Source organism: Nocardioides sp. Z43_10, assembly GCF_059766615.1.
This window is the reverse complement of sequence record NZ_JCBAJY010000002.1, coordinates 246,854-265,961: the sequence shown is the minus strand read 5'-3', so window position 1 is coordinate 265,961 and position 19,108 is coordinate 246,854. Positions and strand designations below refer to the sequence as shown.

15 protein-coding genes are annotated in these 19,108 nt (G+C 74.9%); 7 read left to right on the top strand and 8 right to left on the bottom strand.

Annotated features, from left to right (window positions below):
- The first annotated feature begins 54 nt into the window (after window positions 1-54).
- Together AC6EI4_RS04535 and AC6EI4_RS04530 are read left to right on the top strand one after the other, a co-directional pair.
- Window positions 55-768 carry a copper homeostasis protein CutC gene (locus tag AC6EI4_RS04535; RefSeq protein ID WP_498424462.1) on the top strand — a complete coding sequence of 238 codons (714 nt, stop codon included), beginning with the start codon at window positions 55-57 and terminating at the stop codon, window positions 766-768.
- Window positions 765-1,961 carry a DUF4031 domain-containing protein gene (locus AC6EI4_RS04530; RefSeq protein WP_498450691.1) on the top strand — a complete coding sequence of 399 codons (1,197 nt, stop codon included), beginning with the start codon at window positions 765-767 and terminating at the stop codon, window positions 1,959-1,961. The genes AC6EI4_RS04535 and AC6EI4_RS04530 overlap by 4 nt, the downstream gene beginning before the upstream one ends.
- Window positions 1,962-2,092: 131 nt before the next feature.
- Here the strand turns inward: AC6EI4_RS04530 and AC6EI4_RS04525 are convergent, their stop codons facing one another.
- The 6 genes from AC6EI4_RS04525 to AC6EI4_RS04500 form a co-directional block, all read right to left on the bottom strand.
- Window positions 2,093-2,716 (bottom strand): HD domain-containing protein, encoded by a 624-nt coding sequence (locus AC6EI4_RS04525; protein ID WP_498450690.1) that lies wholly within the window; start codon window positions 2,714-2,716, stop codon window positions 2,093-2,095.
- Between the two features lies 1 nt (window position 2,717).
- Window positions 2,718-3,599: an oxygenase MpaB family protein gene (locus tag AC6EI4_RS04520; RefSeq protein ID WP_498424459.1), complete on the bottom strand. Its 882-nt coding sequence runs from the start codon at window positions 3,597-3,599 to the stop codon at window positions 2,718-2,720.
- A gap of 275 nt (window positions 3,600-3,874) precedes the next feature.
- Window positions 3,875-5,074 (bottom strand): phosphoglycerate dehydrogenase, encoded by a 1,200-nt coding sequence (gene serA, locus AC6EI4_RS04515; RefSeq protein ID WP_498424458.1) that lies wholly within the window; start codon window positions 5,072-5,074, stop codon window positions 3,875-3,877.
- The gene (locus AC6EI4_RS04510) at window positions 5,071-6,714 is read right to left on the bottom strand and encodes a DNA repair helicase XPB (protein ID WP_498424457.1); all 1,644 of its coding nucleotides are present in this window, start codon (window positions 6,712-6,714) and stop codon (window positions 5,071-5,073) included. Before AC6EI4_RS04510 ends, serA begins: the two co-directional genes overlap by 4 nt.
- Window positions 6,711-7,250, bottom strand: a complete 540-nt coding sequence (locus AC6EI4_RS04505; protein WP_498424456.1) for a CGNR zinc finger domain-containing protein — start codon at window positions 7,248-7,250, stop codon at window positions 6,711-6,713. Before AC6EI4_RS04505 ends, AC6EI4_RS04510 begins: the two co-directional genes overlap by 4 nt.
- Before the next feature lie 22 nt (window positions 7,251-7,272).
- Complete coding sequence (locus AC6EI4_RS04500) at window positions 7,273-9,600, bottom strand: helicase-associated domain-containing protein (RefSeq protein ID WP_498424455.1); 2,328 nt, start codon at window positions 9,598-9,600, stop codon at window positions 7,273-7,275.
- A 63-nt stretch (window positions 9,601-9,663) separates the two neighbouring features.
- On the opposite strand from AC6EI4_RS04500, the gene AC6EI4_RS04495 reads away from it, so the two are divergent.
- Genes AC6EI4_RS04495 through AC6EI4_RS04480 form a run of 4 tightly spaced genes read left to right on the top strand, consistent with a single transcriptional unit; the run spans window position 9,664 to window position 14,770 of the window.
- On the top strand, window positions 9,664-10,488 hold the full coding sequence (locus tag AC6EI4_RS04495; protein ID WP_498450689.1) for a PP2C family protein-serine/threonine phosphatase: 825 nt from the start codon (window positions 9,664-9,666) through the stop codon (window positions 10,486-10,488).
- Window positions 10,485-11,879, top strand: a complete 1,395-nt coding sequence (locus AC6EI4_RS04490) for an FHA domain-containing protein (protein WP_498450688.1) — start codon at window positions 10,485-10,487, stop codon at window positions 11,877-11,879. Before AC6EI4_RS04495 ends, AC6EI4_RS04490 begins: the two co-directional genes overlap by 4 nt.
- 52 nt (window positions 11,880-11,931) lie before the next feature.
- Window positions 11,932-13,128: an RDD family protein gene (locus tag AC6EI4_RS04485; RefSeq protein ID WP_498450687.1), complete on the top strand. Its 1,197-nt coding sequence runs from the start codon at window positions 11,932-11,934 to the stop codon at window positions 13,126-13,128.
- A gap of 31 nt (window positions 13,129-13,159) precedes the next feature.
- A complete protein-coding gene (locus AC6EI4_RS04480) occupies window positions 13,160-14,770 on the top strand; it encodes an AMP-binding protein (RefSeq protein WP_498424451.1) in 1,611 nt (536 codons plus the stop codon).
- A gap of 12 nt (window positions 14,771-14,782) precedes the next feature.
- Here the strand turns inward: AC6EI4_RS04480 and AC6EI4_RS04475 are convergent, their stop codons facing one another.
- Window positions 14,783-16,840, bottom strand: coding sequence for a S8 family serine peptidase (locus AC6EI4_RS04475; RefSeq protein ID WP_498450686.1), 2,058 nt, complete (start codon window positions 16,838-16,840; stop codon window positions 14,783-14,785).
- Between the two features lie 341 nt (window positions 16,841-17,181).
- On the opposite strand from AC6EI4_RS04475, the gene AC6EI4_RS04470 reads away from it, so the two are divergent.
- Entirely contained in the window at window positions 17,182-17,580 is a 399-nt protein-coding gene (locus tag AC6EI4_RS04470; protein ID WP_498424448.1) for a cold-shock protein, read from the top strand.
- Here AC6EI4_RS04470 and AC6EI4_RS04465 read toward each other — a convergent pair.
- Window positions 17,573-19,033 (bottom strand): MFS transporter, encoded by a 1,461-nt coding sequence (locus tag AC6EI4_RS04465; RefSeq protein WP_498450685.1) that lies wholly within the window; start codon window positions 19,031-19,033, stop codon window positions 17,573-17,575. The genes AC6EI4_RS04470 and AC6EI4_RS04465 overlap by 8 nt on opposite strands.
- Between the last annotated feature and the right edge of the window lie 75 nt (window positions 19,034-19,108).

Sequence of the window (19,108 nt, the reverse complement as noted above, 5' to 3'; positions counted from 1 at the left end):
GCGGGCCGTCATGTCCGGCGCGAAGTACGTGCTCGCGGCCTTAGAGTGCCAGACATGACCGACGAGGGCCTGCTCGAGGTGAGTGTCCTGCACCAGCGCGATGTCGCCGGCGCGCAGGAGGGTGGCGCGGACCGACTGCACCTGAGCGCGCGCACCGAGCTCGGTGGGTTCTCACCCGAGCTGGCGACCGCGCTGGCGGTGTGCCGGGAGAGCGACCTGCCGGTGCGGGTCCAGCTCCGGCTCAACGACACCTGGACCACCACCGGGGGCGAGCTCAGCCGATTGGTCGGCCTGGCCGAGGACTACCTCGGGCGGGGAGCCGAGGGCGTGGTGCTGGGCTTCCTCGACGCCGACCTCGAGGTGGACGTGCAGGTGTGCCGGCACCTGGTCGATGCGCTGCCGGAGGTGCCGTGGACCTTCCACGGCGCCATCGACGCCGCGCTCGATCCGCACCGCTCGTGGCGTCGGCTGCTGGAGCTGCCGCGGCTCACGGCCGTCTGCTCGGCCGGCTCGCCGCGCGGGCTCGAGACCGGCTACGACGACCTGCTGGACATCGCCGCCACCGACCCCGCGATCGCGGCGCTGCTGATGCCCGGGGCGGGGCTGCTGCCCGAGCACGTGTGGTGGCTGGCCCGCGCCGGCGTGCGCCAGTTCCAGCTGGGGCCCCAAGCCCGGCCCGGCGGCACGGACCGGGTCCACGTGGACGCCGCGCTGGTCCGGTCCTGGCGCCTGCTGATCGACGACGCCGTGGAGCGCGCCAGTCGATGAGCGTGCTGATCGACCCCCCGAACGCCGCCGGGCACGGACGGCTGTGGTCGCACCTGGCCAGCGACGCGTCGTACGACGAGCTGCACGCCTTCGCCCGCGGCCTGGGCATCCCCGAGCGCGGCTTCGACCGGGACCACTACGACGTGCCGGCGGAGTGGTACGAGCGCGTCCTGCGGGCCGGGGCGCGTCCGGTCTCCTCGCGTGAGCTGATCGACCGGCTGGTGCGGGCCGGGCTGCGTCGCCGCAAGAGCGAGACCCCGGGCCCGCGTGCGCCGGGGGCGCGGCTGGTGCGGGCGCCCCGGCTGCGGCCCGGGGACACCGTCGCGGTGGTGACGCCGGCCGGCGGCGTCGACGAGCGACGGCTGGCCGCGGGGATCGAGGTGCTGCGCGGCTGGGGGCTGGAGGTACGCGACCTGACCCGACGCCCCGACCGGACGTCGTTCGGCTGGCTGGCCGGCAGCGACGAGCAGCGCGCCGCGGCGCTGAGCGAGGCCTGGACGGACCCCGAGGTGCGGGCGCTGTGGTGCGCGCGGGGCGGCTTCGGCTCGCACCGGGTGCTCGACCTGCTCGACTGGCCGCGGCTGGCGCAAGCGGGGCCGCGGCTGCTGGTCGGCTTCTCCGACGTGACCGCCCTGCACCAGGCGGTGGCCGCGCGGCTGGGGCTGGTCAGCGTGCACGGACCGGGCGTCGCCGGGCTCGGTGACCGGAACGGGCCCGGGGACGACGCGAGCCGGGAGGCGGCGGCCTCGCTGGTGCTGGACGGCGTGGCGGTGCCGCTGCGCGGGGTGCCGGGGGTGCCCGGCGGCGCGCGGGCTGTGCTCGTCGGCGGCAACGTCACGGTGCTGGCCGGGTGCGTGGGCACGGCCCACCTGCGTCCCGCGGAGGGCGGCATCGCGCTGCTCGAGGACGTGGGGGAGCGGCCCTACCGCCTGGACCGGGCGCTGACCCAGCTGCTGCGCTCGGGCTGGTTCCACGGCGTGCGCGGGGTGGTCTGCGGGTCGTTCACCGACTGCGGGCCGCCGCACGAGGTCCGCGAGCTGCTCGCCGCCCGGCTCGGCCCGCTCGGCGTCCCGGTCGTCTACGACGTCGAGGTCGGACACGGCGAGCGGAACCTGGCCGTCCCCCTGGGCGCCACCGCGGTCCTGGACGCCGACGCCGGCACCCTCACCGTCCCCACCCCCGCCCTCCGCTGACCCCACCCCAGGCAGCCCCACCCCCACCCCCCAGCCCACCCCAGCCCACCCCAGCCCAAGCCCCACCCCAAGTGCGCCGACCCGTCACTCCCTCGACGTCTTTCGCGGCGTGTCGCGGAGCCAATGACGGCTCAGTGAGCGTCGGTCAACCGGCTGAGCTCGCGGGTGACGTTGGCGCGCGCGCTGCGCTCCCACTGCTCCCGGGCGTACGCCGTGTGGAACAGCGTCGGCTTGGCCAGCAGGTCCGCCAGCACGGCCGCGCGCCCGGCCCGGAAGTCCTCGTCGGGCACCGCGGCGTACTCCCGGCGGACGTCGTCGGCGTACTGCGCGTAGCGCTCGGCGGGGGCGGCGAGGATGGCCAGGTCGGCGTCGCTCAGCACGCACCCGGCCACGTCGTTGGGCTCGGGGCGATGGGTCTCGGTCAGCCGCACCAGTCGGGCGACCTCGTCGACCAGCCCGGCCGGGAGGCGGCACCCCGCCAGGGCGTCGAGGGCCCACTGCGCCGAGCGCTCCTCGGCGCCCGGCAGCGCGTCGTGCACGGCGTCGTGGAACCAGGCCGCCAGCAACACCGTGGGCAGGTCGAAGAGCTCGCCCGCCTCGGCCAGCTCCTCGACGCGGGCCAGTACCTCGCCGAGATGGCGAGTGTCGTGGTAACCGCGACTGGGTGCGCCGTACGCCGCGAGCAGGGCGTCGCGCAGGTCCCCGGCCCCGGGGAGCGGCCAGGCGTCGTGCAGGGACGGCGTCCCGACCTCCACCTCAGGGCTCCGGCGGGGGACTGGGCGGGGTCAGCGCCCAGCGGATCGTGGCGGTGGCCAGGGTGCCGAGCCCGCGGGTGAGCTGCTGCTCGGCGAGCGGCACCGTCGGCAGGCCGAGCGGCTCGCGGGTCCAGCGGGGCATCATCCCGACCGCCGCGGCCACCAGCATCAGGTACGGCCCACGCGCGGGCAGCGGCAGCGGCGGGCGGCGCAGCAGCAGGTCGAGCGCCTCGCGGGCGTGCTCGGTGCCGGCGAGCTCGGGCTCGTACGACGCCAGGATCCGGGCCAGCTCCGCCTCGCTGCGCGGCGCGGCGACGACGCCGAGCTTCTCGGCGACCAGCGCGGTCTGGGCGACGTACTCGTCGCGCCCGGCCTGGTCGAGGGGGCGGGCGCCGTAGGTCTGGTGCGCGCGCAGGAAGCTGTCGACCTCCGCGACGTGCACCCACATCAGCAGGTGCGGGTCGGAGGCGATGTACGGCGTGCCGTCGGGCATCGTGCCGGTGATCTTGTCGTGGATGCGCCGCACCAGGTCGACCGCCGCCTGGGCGTCGTCATCGGCCGCGAAGGTGGTCGTGGCCAGGAAGGTGCTGGTGCGCGCCAGCCGCCCCCACATGTCGCCGCGGAAACCGGAGTGCTCCGAGACGGCCGTCATCGCGACCGGGTGGAGCGCCTGCAGCATCAGCGCACGCAGCCCGCCCACGAACATCGAGGCGTCGCCGTGCACCCGCCCGATGGGGCTGTCCGGGGCGAACCAGCGCGGGCCCGGCGTGCCGTGGATCCGCTGCCGGTTGGCGGGGCCGTCGGGGCCCGCCACGCGCAGGAAGAGAGCCTCGCCGAGGCGGTCGCGCGCGCCTCGTACGACGGAGGTGACGGGCATGGCCATGCCTCCCATCGTGACGGGTGACGCAAGCCCGCGGGCGCGAGTCGGCGTGAACTCGCGTCGTACGGCGGGTGAGTCGGCGCGAGCTCGCGTCGTACGGCGGGTGAGTCGGCGCGAGTTCACGCCGACTCGGCGCCGTCAGCCTGCGAGTTCGCGCCGACTCGGCGCGTTGACGGTGCGAGTTCACGCCGACTCGGCGCGTTGACGGTGCGAGCTCACGCCGACTCGGCGCCGTCAGCGTGCGAGTTCACGCCGACTCGGCGCCGTCGGCGTGCTGTTCAGGCGGGGAGGGCGCGGATGCGGCGGGTGTGGGGGATGGCGTGCAGGCGCTGCAGGGCGGCGGCGCCGAGGGGGGCCGAGACGTCGGTGATCACGTAGCCCTGCTGGCCACGGGTGGCCAGCGACTGCGCGACGACGTTCTCGGACTCCTCGGCGAGGATGTGGTTGATCTCCGCGATCACGCCGGGCACGTTGTCGTGCAGGTGCGCGACCCGGTAGGTGCCGGGCGCGCGGGGGGCGGTGACCTCGGGGAAGTTCACCGACAGCTCGGTGTTCCCCTCGTGCGCGTACGACGCGAGCTTGCCCGCGACGAAGTGGCCGATGCCCTCCTGCGCCTCCTGGGTGGAGCCGCCGACGTGCGGGGTCAGGATCACGTTGTCCAGGCCGCGCAGCGGCGACTGGAACGGGTCGCCCTGTGCCTTGGGCTCGACCGGGAACACGTCGAGCGCGGCGCCGGCGATGTGGCCCGACAGGATCCGCTCGCGCAGCGCCTCGGTGTCCACGACCATCCCGCGCGAGGCGTTGATGAACAGCGAGCGCGGCTTCATCCGGTCGAAGTGCTCGGCCCCGAACATCCCGGCGTTGCCCGGGCGCCCGTCCACGTGCAGCGAGACGACGTCGGCCTCGGCGAGCAGCTCCTCGAGGGTGGCCATCCGGCGCGCGTTGCCGTGCGCCAGCCGGTCGGCGATGTCGTAGAAGATCACCCGCAGCCCCATCGCCTCGGCGACCACGGAGAGCTGCGAGCCGATGTTGCCGTAGCCGACGATGCCCAGCGTGCGTCCGCGCACCTCGTGGCTGCCGGCGGCGGACTTGTCCCAGATCCCGTCGTGCATCCGCATGGTCTTCTCCACCAGGCGGCGCGCGAGCATGATGATCTCGCCGATCACCAGCTCCACGACGGAGCGGGTGTTGGAGTGCGGCGCGTTGAAGCAGGCGACCGAGCGGTTCGCGGCCTCGGTCAGGTCGATCTGGTTGGTGCCGATGCAGAAGGCGCCGACCGCGACCAGGTCGGGGCACTTCTCCAGCACCCGTGCGGTGACGTTGGTGTTCGAGCGCACCCCGAGCAGCTGGACGCCGGCGAGGGTGTGGACGAGCTCCTCCTCCGACATCGCCGCCTTGCGGAGGTCGACCTCGAAGCCGGCGTCCTCCAGCCGGGCGACGGCGGCAGGGTGGATGTTCTCCAGGAGCAGGGCTTTCATGGGGTGGGCAGGTCCTCCGCGTCGACGATTCGGTAGGCGTATCCCTGTTCGGCCAGGAAACGCTGGCGATTCTGGGCAAATTCTGCGTCCACGGTGTCACGCGAGACGACGGTGTAGAACCGCGCCCCCCGGCCGTCGGACTTGGGGCGCAGCAGGCGGCCGAGGCGCTGGGCCTCCTCCTGGCGGGAGCCGAACGATCCGGAGACCTGGATGGCCACCTCCGCGGAGGGCAGGTCGATGGAGAAGTTCGCGACCTTGGAGACCACGAGCAGCCCGATCTCGCCGGTGCGGAACGCCTGGAAGAGCCGCTGGCGCTCCTTGACGGTGGTCTCGCCCTTGATCAGCGGCGCGTCCAGCTCGGCGGCGAGCTCGTCGAGCTGGTCGATGTACTGCCCGATCACCAGCGTCGGCTGCCCCGCGTGCTGGGCGACGAGGTCACGCACCACGCCGGTCTTGCGCGAGGTGCACGAGGCGAGCCGGTAGCGCTCCTCGGGCTCGGCGGTCGCGTAGACCAGCCGCTCGGACTCGGGCAGGGTGACCCGCACCTCGACGCAGTCGGCCGGCGCGATCCAACCCTGGGCCTCGATGTCCTTCCACGGCGCGTCGTAGCGCTTGGGCCCGATCAACGAGAACACGTCTCCCTCGCGCCCGTCCTCGCGCACCAGGGTGGCGGTCAGGCCGATCCGGCGCCGCGCCTGCAGGTCGGCGCTCATCCGGAAGATCGGGGCGGGCAGCAGGTGCACCTCGTCGTACACGATCAGGCCCCAGTCGCGCGCGTCGAGCAGCTCGAGGTGCGGGTAGACGCCCTTGCGGCGCGTGGTGAGCACCTGGTACGTCGCGATGGTGACGGGCCGGATCTCCTTGACCGCGCCGCTGTACTCGCCGATCTCGTCCTCGGTGAGCGAGGTCCGCTTGACCAGCTCGTCCTTCCACTGCCGTGCCGAGACGGTGTTGGTGACCAGGATCAGCGTGGTGGCCTGGGCGTGCGCCATCGCGGAGGCGCCGACGATGGTCTTGCCCGCGCCGCAGGGCAGGACGACGACGCCGGAGCCGCCGTGCCAGAAGGAGTCGGCGGCGTCGCGCTGGTAGTCGCGCAGCTGCCACCCGTCCTCGACCAGCGAGATCGCGTGGGCCTCGCCGTCGACGTAGCCGGCGTAGTCCTCCGCGGGCCAGCCCAGCTTGAGCAGGGCCTGCTTGAGGTTGCCGCGCTCGGAGGCGTGCACCACCACGGTGTCCTCGCCCAGGCGCTCGCCGAGCATGCCCTTGACCTTCTTGGCGCGCAGCACCTCCTCGAGCACCGGGCGGTCGCTGGAGGAGAGCACGAGGCCGTGCACCGGGTGCTTCTCCAGGCGCAGCCGGCCGTAGCGGGCCATCGTCTCGGCGACGTCGACCAGCAGCGAGTGCGGGACCGCGTAGCGCGAGTAGGTGAGCAGCGTGTCGACGACCTGCTCGGCGTCGTGGCCGGCGGCGCGCGCGTTCCACAGCCCCAGCGGCGTCAGCCGGTAGGTGTGGATGTGCTCGGGGGAGCGCTCCAGCTCGGCGAACGGCGCGATCGCCTTGCGGCAGTCCTGGGCCAGCTCGTGGTCGATCTCGAGGAGCAGGGTCTTGTCGGACTGGACGATGAGGGGGCCGTCGTTCATCCCCGGACCTCGGAGGGGGCGAGCGCCTTCTGGCGGGCCCGGTAGGCAGCGACGTTGGCGCGCGAGGAGCAGCGGTCCGAGCAGTAGCGACGCGACCGGTTGGGCGAGGTGTCGACGTAGACCTGGGTGCACGGCGCGGCGCTGCACACGCCGAGCCGGCCGGGGCCGAGGTCGCAGACCAGCGTGGCCAGGCCGAGCAGCGACTCCGAGATCAGCAGCTCGGCGATCCCGGCGTTGCGGTGCGCCACGTGCAGGTGCAGCCGCTGCGGGTCGTGGTCGGAGATGCGCGGGGTGAGCGGGTAGCGCTCCAGCAGCGTGTTGATGCCCGCGACGACGGCCTCGGTGTCGCCGGCCTCGGAGGCCTCGAAGACCGGGCGCAGCTCGTGCTGGAAGCGGCGCAGGGTGCTCAGGTCCTTCTCGCTGACCCGCGCCAGCAGCCACTCACGGTCGCCCAGGTGCTCGCTCAGCGCCCCCACGTCGGGGAGCTCGGCGTTGAGCAGGCTCGCCGATCCCTCGGCATAGGCGATGAAGTCCACCCCCCAACTCTACGGGTCCCGCTCAGGTCCGGTCTGCGACGCCGCGCACACCCGAGATGCGGTGCACCGCGAACGTGCGGGTGTCGTCGGAGCGGTGGTCGTACGCCGTGAGCTGGCCGCCCTCGACGCGCAGCGGGTCGACGACCCGCGCGGTGGAGGTGCCGTGGTTGTCGAGGTAGTCGATCCACACGGTCGCCCCGGCCTCGACGGCCTCGCGCAGCGCCGCCAGCGCGCCGCTGGGGGTGGAGGCCGTCATCATGCTGCCGAGCCGGTCGGCGCCGGCCCGGTCCCCGGCGCGCAGCGCGGTGAGCACCGACGCCAGGTGCGCGCTCTCCCGGGCCAGCGCGATCGCGTCGGCGCGCGCGTCGCGGCGGGCCTCGCGCGGGGTGCGCGCGCGCAGCAGGTCGCGCCGCGCCACGCGCACGGTGCCGTCGGCCGCCTCCACCACCGGTGCCGCGCCGAGGTCGCGCAGCCGGGGCAGCAGCACGTCCAGCGGGGTCTGGCTGACCAGCACGGTCGGCGCGATCCGGCGCAGCCCCAGGCTGTCGGCCTGCGGATGGTGCAGCAGCTCGGTGAGCGCGGACTCGTCGTCGGCGCGCAGGAACGCCTCGGCGTGGCCGACCCGGATGGTGCCGAAGGTGCGTGCGCTGTCGTCGATCAGGTAGCTCAACGGCTGCGGGACCGGCGTGCGGGAGACGGAGGCGACGAACTCGTGCACCTCCGCGGCGGACCAGCCGGCGTCCAGGGCACGGCGCACCGACCCGGGGGTGAAGCGGTAGACCGTCGCGCCGCCGCGCGACTCGATGTCGGCGACGAGCTGGAGGCGCCGGGCGATGCCCGACTCCAGCGGGCCGGGGGCCACCGCGGTCAGGTCGGCCTGCAGGAGCACGTGGTCGATCGGCTGGGGCAGCAGCCGCTCGAGGGCCTCGACCGCCGCGGTGGTGTCGCCGGCCAGCAGCAGCCGGGCGTGCGTGGCGACCGCGCCGAGCCCGGTCACCCCGAGCACCGCGGCCTCGTCGACCGACCAGACGACCATCTCGGCGCGCACCCGCGGCCGGCGTGGGCGCAGCCAGGCCAGCCGCTGCACCAGCGAAGGGGTGCCGGTGCCGGCGGCCAGGGCCTCGCCCGGGGCGAGCGCGGCGAGGACCTCCAGCGTCAGCCGGCGCGTCTCGGGCACGAGCATGCTCGACAGCTCGGGGGCCAGCGCGTTCCAGGTCTTCCCCGCCTGGTCGCGGGTGCCGACCAGGGCGATGGTCCGGGGGCTGGCCAGCCAGGTGGTGGCCAGGGTCAGCCACCGTGCGGCGATCGGCTTCTGCACCCAGGCGTCGAAGGTGTCGGTCGGCAGCCACGACGGCGTGCCGTGGGAGTCGGACCCGGAGGCGAGCAGTCCCGCGGCGGCGGCCACCTCGACCAGCAGGGCCGCGGTCGGCTCGTCGACGTGCAGGTGCAGCGCGGTGGCCCGCAGGTCGCGCACGCCCAGCCCGCCGCCGCGCAGCACGCCGGGCGGCTGCGTCCCCCAGTGGTCGAGGAGCAGCTCGACGCGCCGTACCAGCTCGAACGCGGCGCCGGCCGCGGTGCGGTCGACCAGCGCCTCGCTGCGCATGGAGGTGAGCAGCTCGGGCACCTCGTCGACGGGCTTCGCGGTGGTGCACCCGCCACGCAGGGCGAGCCCGACCTCGCCGGGCACCTGCATCAGCCCGCCGTCGCGGGGCAGCAGCAGCCGGTGCGCGAGCAGCTCCTCGACCGGCGTGGTGGCGTCCTGGGGCAGCACGGTGGTGCGCGCGGAGCCCGTCGTGCCCTCGCCGCCGCTGTCGGTGACGTGCTCGAGCAGGGCCCGGGCCGCCGGCGAGAGCGCCTCGATGCGTCGGCGCACCACCTCGGCGGTGGGGGCGCCGGCGGAGACCTGGCGCAGACCGCTGACCCCGGGTGCGCCGGGTGCGCCGAGCACCTCCGCGACGCCGGAGAGCGGACGCAGCCCGCCGGTGGACGACCAGATCAGGACCAGGTCCAGGAGGTGGTCCACGGCCTCCTCGACACGGCGCGGGTCGGCGTGCACGCTGGCGACGAGCGCCGCCCGGGTGGTTTGACCCTGAACCACCTGGGCATCAAGGACGGAGAGCTCGAGCTGGGTCAGCTGGTCGAGGGCTCGCGTCAGAGAAGAACGGGTGGCGGCCCTGGACGCCAGCTGTGCGGAGTCGTGGGGAGCTGGAGTGGCGAGATCGGGACGTGCGCGCAGCAGCCGGGCAAGACGATCGTCCGGCCAGCCGCGGAGCTGGTCGGCGAGGGTCCTGGCGGGGGCGTCGCCGGTGAGGTCGTCGCTCGCGCCCTGCTCGTGCTCGGAACTGGCCATCGCCTCCAAACTACTGCTGCCGGTCGCGGCCTCCGCACCCCGCACTCCGGCAGGGGGGCGCGGGTGAGCCGCGTCGACCTGCACCACGGGGCCGCCACGGACGTCGGGCGGGTCCGCGAGGTCAACGAGGACTCGTTCCTGGCCGCCCCGCCGGTGTTCGTCGTCGCGGACGGGATGGGCGGGCACGCCGGGGGCGACGTCGCCAGCCGGATCGTGGTCGAGCAGTTCGCGCGGCTGGCCGACGAGGGCTACGACTCGCGCCGCGGCGCGGAGGTGGTGGCGCAGACACTGCGGGCCTGCCAGCAGGAGATCCACGCCTACAGCGCCCGCCAGCGTGAGGGGGGAGACCCCCAGTGGTACGCCGGGACGACGGCGGTGGTCGCGCTGCTGGTCGAGGACGAGGAGGGCCCCAAGTGGCTGTTGGCCAACCTCGGCGACTCGCGCGTCTACCGGGTCGTCGACCAGCGCCTCGAGCAGGTGAGCGTGGACCACTCGCTGGTGCAGGAGCTGGTCGACGCGGGCGTGATCACCCCCGAGGACGCCGCCGTGCATCCCGAGCGCCACGTCGTCACCCGAGCCCTGGGCGGCCCCAGGCTGGACGAGGCCGACTACTTCCTGTTCCCGCTCTCGGGCGCCGAGCGCCTGGTGCTGGTCTCCGACGGCGTCAGCGGCATGCTCGAGCACGCCCGGATGGAGGAGATCCTGGTCGGCGCCCCCGACCCCCGCGACGCCGCCGACCGGACCGTCTCGGCCGCGGTCGAGGCCGGAGGCAAGGACAACGCCACCGCAGTGGTGGTGGATGTGGTGGGATTGGCGCGGCACGACGACTCCTATGACTCCGAGCGCCTGCGCGAGAGTCTGGAAAAGAAACTGGGGGCACTTCCATGAGCCACGACCACCTGGGTGACGAGCCGGCCGCTCGCCGTACGCCGCGGGCGTTCCGTCCGGGGACCTGGTTCGGGATCCTGGGCGAGCACGCGAGCGTGCTGCTGCCGCCCACGCAGCGACACCGGGTGGCCGGGCTGTGGGAGCTGGTCGACGCGGGCGCCGACTTCGCCGAGCTCCTCGACACGCTGGTCGCCGCCGGGCTGCGCGAGCTGCCGGCGTTCGTGCTGTGGGCGCCCACCGAGGACGGTCTGCGGGTGCTGTTGCGCGGCGAGGCCCGGGTGAGCGCGGTGACCGGTGACGGTGCCGTGGTGCTGGACGGCTCGGGAAGCGCCACCTGGACCGAGCGGACCCTCACCGACGTCAGCGTCTTCACGGTGCTGCTCGACGCGGACGCGGACATGGACGAGGCCGACCTGGTCGTCGACGCGGGCCTGGTCCGCCTGGGCGGCCTGCGGGAGCCGGCCCGGCCGGTCGCCTCGCCGGTGAGCCCGGACCCGGTCCCGGACGAGGCCGTGCTGGAGGGCGCCGTTGCGCAGGAGGCCGCCCACGAGGCGCCCGAGCCGGAGGAGCCCGTGCGGCACGACCCCGTGCCCGAGGTGCCCGAGGTGATCGAGGTGCTCGCCCCGGAGGAGCCCGCCGGGGAGGAGGTCGCCCCGGAGGAGCCCGCCGGGGAGGAGATCGCCCCGGAGGAGGCCGAGCCGGAGCAGCCGGTGCTCGCGGCCGTCCCCGACCTCGACCCGCTGCCGGAGCCGATCGAGGACTCCCGGCCCACCGAGCCGATCCAGACCCTCCCCCCGGAGGTGGCCCGCGAGATCCTGGCGCCCTCCGACCCGTTCGCGCCGCCGCCGCCGCTGCCCGCGAGCCCGCCGCCGAGCCCGCCCGGCGGTTACCCGTCGCCGCCCCCCGGGTTCGGCCCGCCGGTGGCCGGCGACGCCGACCATGACGGCATGACGCGCGCCGGTGGCTGGGAGCCCGGCCAGTTCGCGCGCCAGCACCCGGGCCTGCCCGGTCAGCCTCCGCCGCCGAGCGTGGTCTCGCGCCCGGTGGCGCGGTTGACGATCTCGAGCGGGGACACCGTCGAGGTGGACCGGGTGATCCTGGTGGGCCGCGCGCCGGAGGCACGTCGCTTCACCTCGACCGAGCAGCCGCGCCTGGTGACGGTGCCGAGCCCGCAGAAGGAGATCTCCTCCACCCACCTGGAGATCCGGCCAGGCTCGGGCGCCGACCACGGCACCGCGGTCGTCACCGACATGGGCTCGACCAACGGCACGGTGCTGGTCCAGCCGGGGCTTCCTCCCGAGGACCTGCGACCCGGCGTGGCCGTCCAGCTCATCCCTGGCGCCGTGCTCGACCTCGGTGACAGCGTCACCATCCAGGTCACCCAGCCATGAGCCTCGCGTCCGTGCGCCGCCGGCACAGGACCGCCCCGCGGCCGCTCGCCCGATGAGCGCGCCGGCTCCGGCCGTCGTCGCCCCCGTCGCACCGACGTTCCCCGCCGCCGGCCTGGACCGTCGCTTCTACGCCTTCGCCGTCGACCGCCTCCTGGCCTGGTCGGCGTACGCCGCCGCGGGCTGGGCGGCCTGGTACTTCCTGATGGAGCGCGACCGGCTCTGGCCCGGCATCGGCGCCGTGGTCGCCGCCGTGCTCCTACTCAGCCTGCTCTTCGCCGTGGTGCAGGGCCTCACCGGCGCGTCGCCGGGCAAGGCGCTGCTCGGGGTGCGGGTCGTCCACCACGGCACCGGCACGCCGATCGGCGTGGGCCGCGCCCTCCTGCGCGGGCTGGTGCTGGGTGTCTCCACCCTGCCGACGTTCGGGCTGGGGGTGGCGACGCTGGCCTGGACGGCGCTGATGGACCGCGGCCGGCAGCGGCGAGGGCTGCACGACCGGCTCGCCCACTCGATCGTGGTCGACGTCCGCCCGCCGCCGCCCGAGGTGGACCAGGAGGAGGACCGCGGCCCGCGCCACATCGTCAACCTCACGGCGATGCGACTGGTGCCGGCGGCGGCGCCGGAGCAGCCCGCGTTCCAGCCCCCCGCCGCTCAGCCCCCGGCCGCTCAGCTGCCGCCCGTCCAGCCCCCGGCCGTCCAGCCGCCGGCGGCGCCGCCCGTCGCGGAGCCGGTCCCGGTGTCGCCGCCTCCGGTCGCACCGGCCCCGGTGTCGTCGACCCCGGTCGCGCCGCCCCTGATCGCGCCGGCCATTCCGTCGTACCCGCCCGCCCCCGCCCAGCCGATCGCCCAGCCGCCCGCCCAGCCCATCGACCAGCCAGCCGGGGGACGCACCGTGCTCCGCCCCGGCTCACCGGTCCTCGGCGCCCGCTGGCGGGTCACCTTCGACACCGGCACCAGCTTCGTGGTCGAAGGGCTCGGCCTGGTCGGGCGGCGCCCCGAGGGGCGGGCCGGCGAGCCGGTGCGGCACCTGGTGCCCCTGCCCTCGGCGGACATGTCGCTGTCCAAGACGCACGCGCAGTTCCACCTCAGCGACGGCGTCCTGGTGGTGATGGACCGCGGGTCGACCAACGGATCCATGCTGCGCCGCCAGGGTGTCAACCGGGAGCTCACCGCCGGCAAGCCCGCGACGCTGCTGGCCGGCGACGTGGTCCTGTTCGGCGACCGGGAGATGAGCGTGGCCCGGGATTCCTGAGCACTGTGACCGGGGTCACTAGGGTGCAGGCATGGAGTCCTACGCCGTCGGTGAGACCAGCCCGCCCCTCCTGGAGGAGACGATCGGGGAGAGTTTCGCGCGCACCGTCGCGTCGTACCCGCTCGGCGAGGCCCTGGTCGAGGTGGCGACCGGTCGGCGCTGGACCTGGCGCGAGCTCGACCGTGACGTGGAGGCGCTGGCGCGGGGGCTGATCGGTGCCGGGATCGCGGTCGGCGACCGGGTGGGCATCTGGGCCCCCAACTGCGCGGAGTGGACCATCGTCCAAGTCGCCGCGGCCAGGGTCGGCGCGATCCTGGTCAACCTCAACCCCGCGTACCGCTCACACGAGCTGGCCTACGCCCTGCGGCAGAGCGGGCTGCGGCTGCTGCTGTGCGCGAGCAGCTTCAAGACCAGCGACTACGCCGCGATGGTGGCGCAGGTGCGCGACGACTGCCCGGACCTCGAGCGGGTGGTGCTGCTCGACACCGGGGACTGGGCCGCGCTGGTGGCGCAGGGCGCGGACCTGCCGGCCGGGGCACTCGCCGAGCGCGCGACCGGGCTGAGCCCGGACGATCCGATCAACATCCAGTACACCTCCGGCACCACCGGCAACCCGAAGGGCGCCACCCTCTCGCACCGCAACATCCTCAACAACGGCTTCTTCACCACCGAGCTGATCGGCTTCACCGCCGAGGACCGGCTGTGCATCCCGGTGCCCTTCTACCACTGCTTCGGGATGGTGATGGCCAACCTCGGCTGCCTCACCCACGGCGCCACGATGGTGATCCCGGGCCCCGGCTTCGACCCCGAGACCACGCTGCGCACCGTCGCGGAGGAGCGCTGCACCGCGCTGTACGGCGTGCCGACGATGTTCATCGCGATGCAGAGCCACCCGACGTTCGCCAGCCACGACCTCTCCACCCTGCGCACCGGCGTGATGGCCGGGTCCATCTGCCCGGTCGAGGTGATGCGTCGCTGCATCGAGGAGATGCACATGGCCGAGGTGGCGATCGCCTACGGGATGACCGAGACGTCCCCGGTGAGCTGCCAGACCCGCGCCGACGACGACCTCGACCGGCGCACGGCGACCATCGGGCGGGTGCATCCCCACGTCGAGGTCAAGGTCGTCGACCCGAGCACCGGCAGCACCCTGCCTCGGGGCGAGACCGGGGAGCTGTGCACGCGCGGCTACAGCGTCATGCTCGGCTACTTCAACGACGAGCAGCGCACCCGCGAGGCGATCGACGCCGAGGGCTGGATGCACACCGGGGACCTGGCGGTGATGCGCGAGGACGGCTACTGCACGATCGTCGGGCGGATCAAGGACATGGTGATCCGCGGTGGCGAGAACATCTACCCCCGCGAGATCGAGGAGCTCCTCTACGCCCACCCCGACATCGAGGACGTCCAGGTGGTGGGGGTGCCCGACCAGCGGTACGGCGAGGAGCTGTGTGCCTGGGTCCGGGCCCGGCCCGGTGCCCGCGTCGACGCCGAGCAGGTGCGCGACTTCGCCCGCGACCGGCTGGCGCACTACAAGGTCCCGCGCTACGTGCTGTTCGTCGAGGAGTTCCCGATGACGGTCACCGGCAAGATCCGCAAGGTGGCGATGCGCGAGGAGTCGACCCGGACCCTGGGGCTGTGAGGGGGTCGGGGCTCAAGGACTCACGAGCACGGGGATGGTGACCCGCGAGCCGTCGGCGCCTCGCCACACCACGTGCCCGTCGTCGCGGCGCCCGGCGGAGGCCGGCCGGTCCAGGCGCACCCGGAAGGTGGCCGACTCGCCGGGGGCCAGGCGCAGGGCGGCCGGGGTCACGCTCACCCCGTAGCGCGCGAAGCCGCGGGCACCGGAGGAGAAGTAGAGCGCCCGTCCGCGTGCGTTGGTGACCCGTCGGGTGGCCTGGCGCTGCCCGGGAGCCACGGTGATCTCGGGGAGGTTCAGGGCGTCCGTGGCCAGCCCCCGCTCCAGCCAGGCGCGGTAGTCGGGCAGCCGGGTGGCCAGCACCAGGCCAGGCCGCGCGGCGCGCAGCGACCGGAGTGCGCCCGAGCCCTGCTCGGCGACCGGCGCTGCGGGCAGCGGCCGGGCCGAGGTGACCAGCGCGGAGCGGACCTCGGCGGACGAGAGCCCGCCGGAGAGCAGCGCCGCGGCCGTGCCGCTGACGTGCGCCGCCGCGGCCGACGTGCCGGTGAGGAAGTCCCAACGGGCCCCGGAGCCGGTGGGCGGCACCGCGCCCAGCACTCCCACGCCCGGCGCGACCAGGTCGGGGCCGCCGGCGGCGGCGGACGGGGAGGAGGGCGCCACCCGCAGCGGACCGCGATCGGCCGGCAGCGGGGCGAGGGCGACCCGGGCGTCGTCGTGACGCGCCAGCCATGCCTTCAGCCGGCGACCGGCCGGTGCGGTGAGGTGGACGGTGGGGACGCTGTGGAAGTCGGCGGCGACGTCGCGTCCGCGCGGGTTGACCAGCACCATCGCGATGCCGTCGGCGCGCTGGACCGCCAGCGACTTGTCGACGCGGCCCAGAGCGCCGCGGGCGCAGAGCACCACCGCGCCGGAGACCTGGGCGGCGTCCAGCGACCCGGGCCGGCAGACCCGGGCGTCGGCCCGGCGGGCGCCGGGGGCGACCGCGTCCGCGGCGCGCACCAGGGGGGCGGGCTGGGTGCGCCGGCGCGAGAGCATGGCTCCGCTCAGGCGCGGACCGCCGGCGACGCGGACCTCGCCGCGCCGTACCGAGGCGGTGGTGGCCCCGGCGGAGACGACCCAGGGCGGCGCCGCCGACTGCGCGGCGCCGGTGCCGGCCGCGGCGCTGACCACCACCCCGGCCTCGGCGGCGCCCAGCAGTGCCCGCGAGACCGTGTCGCGGGCGCCACCGCCGGAGACCGAGAGGTTCAGGACGTCGACCCGGTCCCGGGTGGCGCGGTCGATCGCGGTGACCAGGTCGGCGGTCGCGCAACCGTCGTCGGCCGGGTCGGGAGCGGTCCAGCAGGCCTTGTAGACCGCGAGCGCGGCCTCGGGTGCCACCCCGGAGTAGGCGCCCATCGACTCCCCGGCGGCGTTGACCGAGACCCCGGCGTTGCCCACCGCGATCGAGGCGACCTGGGTGCCGTGGCCGGTGTCGTCGAGCGGGGACAGCGAGGAGGTCGTCCGCACGGCGTCGGCGCCGAAGCCGGCCACGAACCAGCGCGCCCCGACCAGCTTGGCGTCGCAGCCGTCGGTGGGCCACTCGTCGCCGGCGGTGCACGCGCCCCGGAACCGGCGGCTGATCGGCTCGCCGGTGTGTCCGGTGAACAGCGGGCTCTCGGGCCAGATCCCGGTGTCGACCACGCCGACGACGGTGCCCGCGCCGCCACCTCGGATCGACGTCGCCGCGGGGGAGCGGGCGCCGTCGCGGGCCCCGGCCAGGCGACGTACGGAGTTGGGCTCCACCGAGGCGACGCCGGGCGTGGCGCGAAGCTCGTCGGCCTGGCTGGGGGTGAGCGCGACCGCCATGCCGTTGAGGGCCGTGGTCCACCGGTAGACGGGGGCGACGGCTGCGACGCCGGCCAGCGCGTCGCGCTGCCGCTCGAGCAGGCGCAGGCGGTAGTCGGCGGTACGCAGCGAGCCGCGGTAGCCGGCGGTCCCCGGGCCCTCGAGGGCGACGAGGTGCAGTGAGCGGGTGGGTCCGGTCGAGCCCGTCGAGTCCGGCTCGGTGGGCGCGGCGGCGCTACCCGGGGTCACACCGGTCGCGGCGCCGAGGGCGAGGACTGTGACGAGGGCCGAGACGAGGGCAGGACGAAGCCCCGCGACCGGCGAGCGCCGGCGCGGGCGGGGGAGTCGACCGTGCGAACCCACGTCTCTCTTCCGTCCCAGCTGTCTCGGAGGCCCATTCTTGCGTAGACGAGCGATGATGACAGGCGCACGCCGAGGAAGCCAGGGGACGTGCGCCACACCGTCCCCAGCGCGACCCCGGCCCCCTCTTCCACCGGTCATCGCGGTGGCAGCGCGGCGTTCTCGCCCCTAGGCTGTGCCTTCGCCGGGGCACAGGGTCGCGGCGCAGGACTACGGAAGAGGTCGGCCCCGTGCCCAGTGGCAAGGTCAAGTGGTACGACGCGGAGAAGGGCTTCGGCTTCCTCTCGCAGGACGACGGGCCCGATGTCTACGTGCGCTCCGATGCGCTGCCCAACGGCGTCGCCACGCTGAAGGCCGGGACGCGGGTCGAGTTCGGCATCGTCCAGGGCCGTCGCGGCGAGCAGGCGCTGCAGGTGCGGGTGCTGGAGGCGCCGACCTCGGTGGCCCGCAACCAGTCGCGCGCGCAGCGCAAGTCGCCCGAGCAGATGGCCACCATCGTGGAGGACCTGATCAAGCTCCTCGACGGTGTGGGCGAGGGCTACCGGCACGGGCGTCACCCCGACACCCGCACCTCGGCCCCCACCGCGAAGCTGCTGCGGGCGCTGGCCGACGAGCTCGAGCTCAGCTGATCCGCACCGCGGGATGCTGGACGCGCGCCGCGAGCACGTAGATCGCCCAGGCGGCCAGCACCCCGCAGGCGACGCCCAGGCCGAGCCGGGGCAGCAGCGGCATCGCGATGCCGACGAAGCCGCCGACCACCCAGGCTAGCTGCAGCGTGGTGTCGGAGCGGGCGAAGGCGCTGGACTGCACCCGCTCGTGGACGTCGCGCTGGATGGTCGCGTCCAGGGACAGCTTGGCCAGCGACTGCGCCAGGCCGGCGGTCAGCCCCAGCGCGGCCAGGGGCAGTACGCCGTAGAACAGCGCGGCGACCAGGGCCATCGCGACGTCGGCGAGCAGGGCCAGCACCACGGTGGTGGCCGGGTTCACCCGGCGCAGCAGTGAGCCGATCGCGATCCCGATGACGTTGCCGGCCCCCGCGGCGCCGATCACCACGGCGAGCAGCAGCTCGGTGCTCCAGCCCGCGATCGGGTTCTCGCGCAGCAGGAACGCCATGAAGATCGTCAGGAAGCCCATCATCCAGCGCGGCCCGGCGTTGGCGCGCAGCGCGAAGGCCACGGTGGGCGGCATCCGCACGCTCGGCCCGCGCCGGCGCCGGCGGCTCGTGCGGGTCCCCGGCTCCTCCCCGCTCGCCGCGCTCACGCCGCCCGCGCCGTACGTCGCCCGGTCCGAGGTGGAGCCGGGCAGCAGCGCCAGCCTGATCTCGCCGTGGCTGGAGTCCACCTTGGCGGGCAGCAGGATCGACAGGACCGTCGCCACCACGAAGAGCACGAACGCGTAGCGCAGCGACCACTGCGCGCCGAAGGTCGCGGCCAGTGCGGCGATCGGGGCGGAGACCGACGCGCCCACCACCCCGGACAGGGAGATGCGGGCGTTGGCCTTGACCAGGGTGAACTCGCGCGGCACGAGCCGGGGCACCGCGGAGGCCCGGGTCACGCCGTACGCCTTGGACGCGACGAGCACGCCCAGCGCGGCGGGGAAGAGCCAGGCGGACTCGGTGACGACCGCGGAGGCCAACACCCAGCACAGGAACGCCCGCAGCGCCATCGTCGACCCGATCGCCCACCGGCGCCCGTGGCTGAACCGGTCCAGGAAGGGCCCGATCAGCGGAGCGACGATGGCGAAGGGCAGCATCGTCAGGCCGAGGAAGAGCACCACCTGGTCGCGGGCCTCGCCGGTCGGCACCTGGAAGAACAGGCTGCCCGCCAGCGAGATCGCCACCGCGGCGTCGCCGGCGGTGTTGAAGGCGTGCATCTCGATCAGCCGGGACAGCCCCGAGTCGCCCGCCCCCTCGGCGTGCGAGGCGCGCCGCGCCTGGCGCAGCGTGAACCGGCCGGCCCGTCCGCTCACCCGGGCCGCCCCGCGCAGCGCGCCGGCGGTGGCGCGGGCGCCGGTGTGCACCGCGGAGCCGACGCGTCGCGCGGTGGTGGGGCGCTCCTGCGTGGGGTCGGGGTCGGCGGTCATGGGGACATCCTGCCGCGCCCGGGGCGTTCGCGGAGCGGTGTCCGCGCAGCTGGTCGGTCGTGTCTCGCCGGTCCG